The sequence below is a fragment of the Micromonospora sp. BS32 genome (assembly GCF_059089345.1).
Map to the genome: position 1 here is coordinate 211,533 of NZ_JBSSHR010000011.1, position 8,325 is coordinate 219,857.

Annotated in this window: 8 protein-coding genes; 5 read left to right on the forward strand and 3 right to left on the reverse strand. The window is 68.2% G+C overall.

Features of this window, described 5'->3' with window-relative positions; genetic code table 11:
• Nucleotides 1–195: 195 nt before the first annotated feature.
• On the reverse strand, nucleotides 196–768 hold the full coding sequence (locus AC5RWQ_RS18530; protein ID WP_494283949.1) for a GNAT family N-acetyltransferase: 573 nt from the start codon (nucleotides 766–768) through the stop codon (nucleotides 196–198).
• Between the two features lie 142 nt (nucleotides 769–910).
• Nucleotides 911–1,075 carry a hypothetical protein gene (locus tag AC5RWQ_RS18535; RefSeq protein WP_494283950.1) on the reverse strand — a complete coding sequence of 55 codons (165 nt, stop codon included), beginning with the start codon at nucleotides 1,073–1,075 and terminating at the stop codon, nucleotides 911–913.
• Nucleotides 1,076–1,759: 684 nt separating this feature from the next.
• On the opposite strand from AC5RWQ_RS18535, the gene AC5RWQ_RS18540 reads away from it, so the two are divergent.
• From AC5RWQ_RS18540 to AC5RWQ_RS18560, 5 genes are all read left to right on the forward strand, one after another.
• Nucleotides 1,760–2,521 (forward strand): ABC transporter permease, encoded by a 762-nt coding sequence (locus AC5RWQ_RS18540; RefSeq protein WP_494283951.1) that lies wholly within the window; start codon nucleotides 1,760–1,762, stop codon nucleotides 2,519–2,521.
• Nucleotides 2,518–3,759, forward strand: a complete 1,242-nt coding sequence (locus AC5RWQ_RS18545) for a betaine/proline/choline family ABC transporter ATP-binding protein (RefSeq protein WP_494283952.1) — start codon at nucleotides 2,518–2,520, stop codon at nucleotides 3,757–3,759. The genes AC5RWQ_RS18540 and AC5RWQ_RS18545 overlap by 4 nt, the downstream gene beginning before the upstream one ends.
• On the forward strand, nucleotides 3,756–4,541 hold the full coding sequence (locus tag AC5RWQ_RS18550; RefSeq protein WP_242624374.1) for an ABC transporter permease: 786 nt from the start codon (nucleotides 3,756–3,758) through the stop codon (nucleotides 4,539–4,541). The genes AC5RWQ_RS18545 and AC5RWQ_RS18550 overlap by 4 nt, the downstream gene beginning before the upstream one ends.
• Before the next feature lie 58 nt (nucleotides 4,542–4,599).
• The gene (locus tag AC5RWQ_RS18555; protein WP_494283953.1) at nucleotides 4,600–5,577 is read left to right on the forward strand and encodes a glycine betaine ABC transporter substrate-binding protein; all 978 of its coding nucleotides are present in this window, start codon (nucleotides 4,600–4,602) and stop codon (nucleotides 5,575–5,577) included.
• Nucleotides 5,578–5,891: 314 nt separating this feature from the next.
• Complete coding sequence (locus tag AC5RWQ_RS18560) at nucleotides 5,892–6,602, forward strand: SAM-dependent methyltransferase (RefSeq protein WP_494283954.1); 711 nt, start codon at nucleotides 5,892–5,894, stop codon at nucleotides 6,600–6,602.
• A 165-nt stretch (nucleotides 6,603–6,767) separates the two neighbouring features.
• On the opposite strand, the gene AC5RWQ_RS18565 is transcribed toward AC5RWQ_RS18560, so the two are convergent.
• Nucleotides 6,768–8,144: a serine hydrolase domain-containing protein gene (locus AC5RWQ_RS18565; RefSeq protein WP_494283955.1), complete on the reverse strand. Its 1,377-nt coding sequence runs from the start codon at nucleotides 8,142–8,144 to the stop codon at nucleotides 6,768–6,770.
• Between the last annotated feature and the right edge of the window lie 181 nt (nucleotides 8,145–8,325).

Below are 8,325 nucleotides of genomic sequence, written 5' to 3' on the forward strand. Positions count from 1 at the left end.
CGGGCACCACAAGGGCTACCAGCCTTCCCGGACGGGGCCAAGGTCGTTCGGACGTAGGGCGCTCCACCTTGTCCCCGTCCGGGGAGGCTGGACGGTCTACCACTGCCCGACGAGGAGATCCGCCAGCCCGCTACCAGGGGATAGGCCAACGGCAAGCGTGGTGGCAAACGCAGCCGCCGAAAAGATTCGCCGAACTCAGCGAATCGACTGCCGCATGACCCAGGTAGGCAGGGGCTCCGCAAAGGCGTGCACCATTTCCCAGCCAGCGCGACGGTACACCTCGACGTTGTCGGGGTTGCTGGTCTCCAGGATCGCCGGCAGGCCGTCTGCGGCGGCCCGGTCCAGTCCCACCTTCATGACAGCGTGGCCCCACCTGCGGCCGGCGTTGTCAGGGTGCGTACCCAATACCCCGAGGTACCAGAAGGGGGCAGCCGGCAGTGCGGCGTGCACCGCCTCGTCGTAGGCGCGGGCGCGGTTCAATGCGTCGGCGGGAAGTTGGGCGGCAAGATTGTCGTCTGGCCACTCGTCCTCGGCTGCGGGGGGTTCCCAGATTGCGACCGACGCGCCGCGCTCGATCGTCCAGATCGTTCCCTTATGCACTCGCTTGTCGAAGAGGTGCCCGAAGAAGGCGGCGGCGTACTGCGGGTAGGTCGCCTCGTCGGGGAACAAGTACCGCAGGACGGGGTCCTTGGTGAATGCGGTGACCAGCGAGGTGATGACGTGTCCACGGTCTTCCGGCGTGGCGACGGTGATCTCAGGTGCTGTCACAGCGTGAAACCTATCTCAGGCCGTCGTGCAGCCAAGACCACCCGCCGTGCCCCCCGCTGCCCGACAACACCGGACAGGTTGACCAGGTCCTCAGCCACCCAGCCAGCCATCCGCGACCTTCTTCTAACCCCGAGGCCGTAGCTCAGTCGAGCAGTCCCGGAACCCGCTCCTGAATCTGGGCTATCACCCGCGACAGCCCGGCGTTCAAGTCGTCGCCGTCCCACCGCACGAAGTCCCCAGCCATCGGGCTGCCTGACACCAGCACCGTCCAGCGGCCCCGTTGGCGTTCGCCGTCCATCTTGACCATGGCGACCAGGCCACGATCCCCGAGCTGGACCAGTAACTCCGCCAGGCACTCATCCCACCCCACGGCCGGCTATTCGATCACGAACGCTCAGGGACGCGCAGTCCGCATCTGGTCCGCAAGAGGTCGGCGGATCGCGGGGGAGTGGTGTGAGATGTCGAGAGGTGTTTCCGCTGCTAGACCGCCAGATGCCCAGGCAGGCGGGACGGGCATCTTGATCTCATAATCCCTCGGTCGCGGGTTCGAGTCCCGCCCGCCCCACTTTGATCCTTCGTGTGAACGCCATGGAGCCACGCCCCGGGTCGCCGAGCTGATGGCGGTCACCTGGCCGCCGCCCACATCGTTGTCTCGCTGTCGCAGCATCGGACCCATTTCAGGCTCCGGTCCCGGGCCGACCGAACTGACGAGGAGCCCATGGCGTACCGTGGCACCCCCATGATCGCCTTGTACAGAAGTTTCTGTCCGGAAGGAGGAGATGGCCGAGGTGGTGGCGCGCCGACTCCGTGTCGCTCGGCGTGCCCGGCAGAACTTCCCTGCTGATTTCTCCAACCGACTCCACGTCCCACACGGAGGGCCTTTGCCGAACGCCTACGCCCGAAATGTGATGGCCAACCGGCCATGGCAGGTCCAGCACCGTCGCGGCTATCTCTGGCCGGGGGCCTGCCAGCCGCCGAGAGGACGTGTCAGATGACCTTCTTCGAATACCTGGAAAGCCGCCGCGACCTGCTGATCGCCCAGACCATCGAGCACGCCACGATCGTGTTGATGGCGATAGCACTGGCGACGCTCATCGGCATGTCCATCGCCGTCCTCACCTACCGCCACCGGCGCGCCCGGGGAATCGCCGTCGCGGTTGCCGCCGCTGTGCTGACCATCCCCTCCTTCGCGCTGCTCGGCCTGCTGATCACGCCGCTGGGCTTGGGGTACCTCCCCGCGTTGGTCGCGCTGACCCTGTATGCCCTGTTGCCGATCATCCGTAACACGGTGGTGGGACTGACCGAGATCGACCCCGCGCTGACCGAGGCCGCCCGCGGCATCGGGATGAGCCGGATACGGTCGCTGTGCACGGTCGAGATACCGCTGGCCTGGCCGGTTATCCTGGCCGGTATCCGGGTCTCCACCCAGATGACCATGGGCATCGCGGCGATCGCCGCGTACGTCGGCGGGCCGGGCCTGGGCAACCAGATCTTCTCGGGCCTGGCCAACCTCGGCGGCGTGAATTCGCTGAACCAGGCCCTGATCGGCACGCTCGGCGTGGTCGTCCTCGCCCTCGTCGTGGACATCTGCCTGGGATTGCTCGGTGTGCTGACCCGGGCCGGCCGGGATACCCGGCGGCCCCGATCAAGGTCAACCGCGCCGTCCCGCTCCGAGCAACCAGATTCCGTCATGGCGCTCGCCGGCTCGCCGGCCCTCGCGGCCCCGTCCACCGCCCAGGAAGGTCAACGATGACCGCTGACGTGATGATCGACCTGCAACAGGCCAGCAAGCTCTACCGGGGACAGAAGACCCCTGCGGTCGAGGACGTTTCGATGACCATCCGGCGCGGCGAGATCGTCGTGCTGGTCGGCCCTTCCGGCTGCGGCAAGACCACCACCATGAAGATGATCAATAGGTTGATCGAGCCCACCTCCGGGCGGATCATGGTGGAGGGATCCGACGTCACCTCGCTCAACCCGACCGAGCTGCGTCGGCGCATCGGCTACGTCATCCAGCAGGTGGGGCTCTTCCCACACATGAACGTGGCGACCAATGTCGGGTTGGTGCCGAAGATGCTCGGTTGGGATCGCAAGCGGATCGACGCCCGGGTCGACGAGCTGCTGCACCTGGTCGGGCTGGAACCCGGCCAGTACCGGCACCGCCTGCCACGTCAACTCTCCGGCGGCCAGCAACAGCGCGTCGGGGTTGTCCGGGCGCTGGCTGCCGACCCCCCGGTGATGCTGATGGACGAGCCGTTCGGCGCCACCGATCCGTTGACCCGGGACCGGCTGCAGAACGAGTTCCTCCGGCTGCAGGAGAAGCTGCAGAAGACGATTGTCTTCGTCACCCACGACTTCGACGAGGCGATCAAGATGGGCAGCCGCATCGCGGTGCTCGGTGACCGGTCGAGCATCCGGCAGTTCGACACCCCGGAGCGGCTCCTGAGTAACCCTGCGGACAAGACGGTGGCCCAGTTCATCGGTGCCGGCGCCTCACTCAAGCAGCTCAACCTGCGCCGGGTCGACGAGGTCGACTGGGACGAGGCCGAGTTGGTCCGGCTGGACGACTCGCCGACGTCGGCGCTGCGCCGGCTGGACGAGACCGGCGAGTGGGCCGTACTGAGCGTCGACAGCGAGCGGCGCCCCGTGCACTGGGTCACCGCCCGGGACCTGGATCCGCATCAGGACAACCTGCACGGGATCGGCGGACCGGCCACCGTGGTGGAACCTCGTGCCACGCTGCATGACGCGCTCGACGCGATGCTCAGCAGCAGCAGCGGTGCTGCGGTGGTGGTCGACGACGCCGGCCGGTACCGCGGCACGGTGACCATCGACCGGCTGATGCGAGCGATCGGTGAGATGCGCGAGACCGAGCGGCGCCGCGATCGGCCGGTGGCGGAGGCGCCGGAGACAGCGGACGGGCCGAAAGCCGCGGCGGTGCCCGTGCAGCGCCGTGGCGCCCGGTCGACGGCGGATCGGGAGACGCCGTGAGCGTCGGCACGCTCGGCTCCGGTCAGCTCGCGGACGCCGCCCCACCCTCGCGGTGGCGGGGTCTGTTGCGCCGGCACGCGACCATGCCGCTGGTGCTCGCGGCGGCGCTGCTCGCCACGTACCTCTGGGTGAGCTCGCTTGCCCTGGACGACATCGAGCGACGCTCGCTCAACGCCGGGCAGCTGTTCCGGGTGACCGGCCAGCACGTCTCGATCTCCGCGATGACCACCCTGCTGGTGGTGGTGATTGCGGTCAGCGCCGGCGTTCTGCTCACCCGCCCGGCGCTGCGCTGGCTGGCGCCGTTCGTCACCGCTCTGGCCAACGTCGGTCAGGCGATGCCGGCCATCGGGCTGCTGGTACTGCTCAGCATCTGGTTGGGCATCGGCGCCGGCACTGCGCTGATCGGGCTGGTGGCCTATGCGGTGTTGCCTGTGCTGCGTAACACGATCGTCGGGATCAACCAGGTCGACCGGCATCTGATCGAGGCAGGTCGGGGCATCGGCATGTCCCCGCTCGCGGTGCTGCTGCGGGTCGAGCTGCCGCTGGCGGTGCCGGTGATTCTCGCCGGCGTGCGCACCGCGCTCGTTCTCGCGGTCGGGGTCGCCACGCTCGCCACCTTCATCGACGCGGGCGGACTCGGCGGACTGATCGTGACCGGGATCAAGCTTCAGCGTGATCCCGTCCTAATCACCGGCGCGGTACTCACCGCCGCTCTCGCCCTGACGCTGGACTGGCTCGGCGGTGTGATCGCCGATCTGCTCCGCCCGCCCGGGCTCGATTGATCCATAGGTTCACGTCCCCTTTCCACAACCGACGCCCCGTGCGTCGTGGAGGTCGTCAATGCGTACACCCCTTTCCCGGCTGGCTGCCGGCACCGCACTCATCGCCATGGCACTGACCGGTTGCTCGGTCACCACCGAGGACTCCGGTGGAAAGGTGGCGGTCGGGGCCGGGTCGATCAAGCAGGATGACGCGCTCGCCGGCCAGACGATCGTGGTCGGCTCCAAGGACTTCACCGAGAACATCGTCTTCGGCCACATCACCATGCTGGCGCTGAAGGCGGCGGGCGCGAACGTGACCGACAAGACCAACATCAAGGGGTCGGTCAACGTCCGCAAGGGTCTGCTCGCTGGTGACGTCGACGTGTACTGGGAGTACACCGGCACCACCTGGATCACCTACCTGAACCACACCGACCCGATCGCGGACTCGAAGCAGCAGTACGACGCGGTGGTCAAGGAGGACAAGGAGAAGAACCAGGTCGTCTGGGGTGCCATCGCGCCAGCCAACAACACCTACGCGATGGCGGTGCGTGCGGAGAAGGCCAAGGAGTGGAACCTCCGCACCCTGTCCGACCTCGCCGCGTTCGCCAAGAGCAACCCGGCCGACGCGACCTTCTGCCTGGAGAGCGAGTTCGCCGGACGGAACGACGGGTGGCCCGGCATGACCAAGATGTACGGCATGAACCTGCCGAAGTCCAACATTAGGAGCGTCGACACCGGAGTCGTCTACACCGAGACGAAGAAGGGCGAGTCCTGCAACTTCGGTGAGGTGTTCACCACCGACGGCCGGATCAGCAACCTCGACCTGGTGGTGCTGGAGGACGACAAGAGGTTCTTCCCGATCTACAACCCGGCGCTGACGGTCAACGGCGCAACTGCCGCCAAGTATCCGAGCCTGACCAAGATCCTTGAACCGATCACCGCCAAGCTCGACGACGACACCATCCGCAAGCTCAACGAGCGCGTCGACGTCAAGGGCGAGCCGGTAGCGCAGGTCGCCGCGGACTGGTTGAAGGAAGAGGGCTTCATCGCCTGACTTCCCGCGCCGAACGTGAGCGGCTCCCCGGGCCCGGGGAGCCGCTCACGTTCGTACCTGTCCAGGTCGATGGTGAGCCGCAACTCAGTTGCGTGCCGCATCACGCCGCAGCTCGAGTCCTTGGCGGCGTTCGATGCGCTTCGATGAATCTCATTGGATACCACCTCGGGCCAGTGCCTTGGTCAGAGGTAGCGGAAGGGCCTCACCGGCGTAGTTGAGCTGGTTCGCATGGTGATGCCTCCGGCCCACCACGGAAAACCCCTGGTCATTCATGGTGACGGCCGCTTGGACGAATCTGTCTGTACCGTGTGCCGGTGACCAACCAAGATCTCAAGCCGTACTTGGCCGCTGCCGCGGCCAACCTCACTTACAATGCGCCGCTGAGCGAGGAGCGGGTAGCGGACCTGATCCGGAGGCTGGCCCCCACCGGGGTGGGCTGGCGAGCCTTGGACCTGGGCTGCGGCAACGGCGAATTGCTCCTGCGGCTGTGTGAGACCCACGGTATCGCTGGTGACGGGGTGGAGCGCGACGCCGGCGACGGTGAACGGGCCCGGCTGCACGCGACGGAGCGGGGAATCTCCGATCGGGTCACGTTCCACAGCACGGATGCCGCCACGTGGGACCGGCCCGCCGACCTCGTCGTTAACGTCGGGGCCGGCTACGTCTGGGGCGACGCCGCGCAAGCCCTCACCGCGTTGCACCGTCTCACCGTGCCCGGCGGCAAACTGCTGTTCGCTGACGGCTTCTACCAGGCCAGCCCCAGCGATCAGGTCCGCGAGACCTTCGGTGACCTCCCCGACCTGGCAGCCCTAGCCCAGTTCGCCGCGGACGCCGGGTTCCGACCCCTGCATGTTGCCGTATCTACCCTCGCCGAGTGGGACGACTTCGAGTCCGACTGGCAAGCGGGCATCGAACGCCTCGGCACGCCAGACGCACGCGCGTTCGCTGACCAGCGGCGCGACGGATACCTCAACGGCTACCGCGAGATCGTCGGCTTCGGATGGCTGATCCTGACACCGGCCTGATCACCAGCCTGCTTCGCACAACCGACCAGCCCAAACAAAGGATTCAATCGAGGGTCGACTTTACATGATCACGATCAGGCTGACCGATCCGAGGGCCTGCGCGGACTGGCCATGACATGGCGCTGCGAGACGTCCGCTTCTGTCGAGATCAGTGCGTTCGTCAGGTCACCCGACCCGCCAACCGGCCGGGTCGACACCGCCGGGCACCACCGCCGCCGGGTCGTAGGGCTGCCGGGTGAAGACGAAGGTGCCGAGATCAAGGTGGCTCACCGCGCCCGCGGCGTCGCGTTCCACCCGCAGCCGCTCGCCGGCGAAGTAGCCGTTGGTCCCCTCCCACCCGCCGTCGCCCGTGGGGCGCAGCCGGGTGCCGCGCCCGCCCCCGGACAACGGGATCAACTCCACGAAGCCATCGGCCAGCGGGCGCAGCACGTAGGGGGCCGGCCCCCAGTACCACAGGCCGGCGAGGTCCAGTAGCTGCGGGTCGACTGAGGGCAGCGGGCGCCACGGCGCCGGGATCCGCGGCTCCCGCTCGGCGACAGTCTGAAGCAGATCAGCGGCGAGAGCGCCGGCGGCGAGGCCGGCGGTCACGTTACCCATCACGACGGCGCCCAGACCGTCATCGGTGCTGACCCACACGGTGGCGACAAAGCCCGGCATCGAGCCGGTGTGGCCGGCCAACAGTCGGCTATCCCGGCGCAGCAGCTGCATGCCGAGCCCGTATCCGCTGTCGCAGCCCGTCGCTTCCGGGGGACTCGTCGGGGCGCGCATCTCCGCGACGGTGTCCGGGTGCAGCACTCGCTCATCGCCGTCAATGAGGAAGGCGGCGAACCTGGCCAGGTCCGTCGCGGTCGACCACAGCTGCCCAGCGGGCGCCATTCGGCCGGTGTCCACGGCGGGCTCCGGCAGCAGCACGTCGGCCCAGGGATGGACCGCCCAGCCCGTGGCGTGCGGCGCGACCGGCAGCAGGGTGGTACGGGTCATCCCGAGCGGCTCCAGCACCTCGCGCCGCAGCACCTCGCCCCACGCCTCGCCGCGAACCCGCTCCACCAGCGCGCCGAGCAGCGCGTAACCGGGGTTGGAGTAGTGGTGGCGCTGTCCGGCCGGATGCACCTGCGCATCGCTGCCGAGCACGTCGGCCAGGTCGGGTCGCAGCGCGCCCGGGGTTCGTTCCCACCACGGGCCGGGCGCCTCAGCGACCAGTCCGGCGGTGTGCGCCAGCAGGGCACCGACCGTGGCCTGACCCGCCACCGTGCCGGGCAGGTGCTCGGCCAGCGGGTCGGTAAGGGCGAGTCGCCCCTCGTCGCGCAGGCGCAGCACCAGCACCGCCACGAACGTTTTGGTGATCGAGCCGATCCGGTACTGGATGTTGCCGTCCGGCACGCTACCGTCCACGCTTCCCCACCCGTCCACCCATGCAGGGCGGCCATCGCGCACCACGGCGGCGACGACAGAAGGCGCCCGCCCCTGTACCTGACCAGTGGCCAGCCGGTGGACCAGCGCACGACGGGTATCGGGTAGCAGGTCCGTCTGGATCGGCGACATGCGGGCAAACCTACCGGGTGGCCGCACGGCCCGTAGCGGTCCCAGGCGTCCGGATCTGGCACCCCTCTGTGTCAAGAGGCCGTGGCGAGGGTTGTTCTAGGCTGGGGTGTGGCGGGTCCGGGAAGTGACTTTTCCGAAGTGTCGATCTCGGGGTTCAGGTCGGCCGCGCTGGATTGCAGAG

Excerpts from the sequence above, each read along its gene's own strand:
- AC5RWQ_RS18535 (WP_494283950.1), bottom strand. The coding sequence starts at position 1,075 with ATGGTCAAGATGGACGGCGAACGCCAACGGGGCCGCTGGACGGTGCTG.
- AC5RWQ_RS18540 (WP_494283951.1), top strand. The coding sequence starts at position 1,760 with ATGACCTTCTTCGAATACCTGGAAAGCCGCCGCGACCTGCTGATCGCC.
- AC5RWQ_RS18545 (WP_494283952.1), top strand. The coding sequence starts at position 2,518 with ATGACCGCTGACGTGATGATCGACCTGCAACAGGCCAGCAAGCTCTAC.
- AC5RWQ_RS18555 (WP_494283953.1), top strand. The coding sequence starts at position 4,600 with ATGCGTACACCCCTTTCCCGGCTGGCTGCCGGCACCGCACTCATCGCC.
- AC5RWQ_RS18565 (WP_494283955.1), bottom strand. The coding sequence starts at position 8,144 with ATGTCGCCGATCCAGACGGACCTGCTACCCGATACCCGTCGTGCGCTG.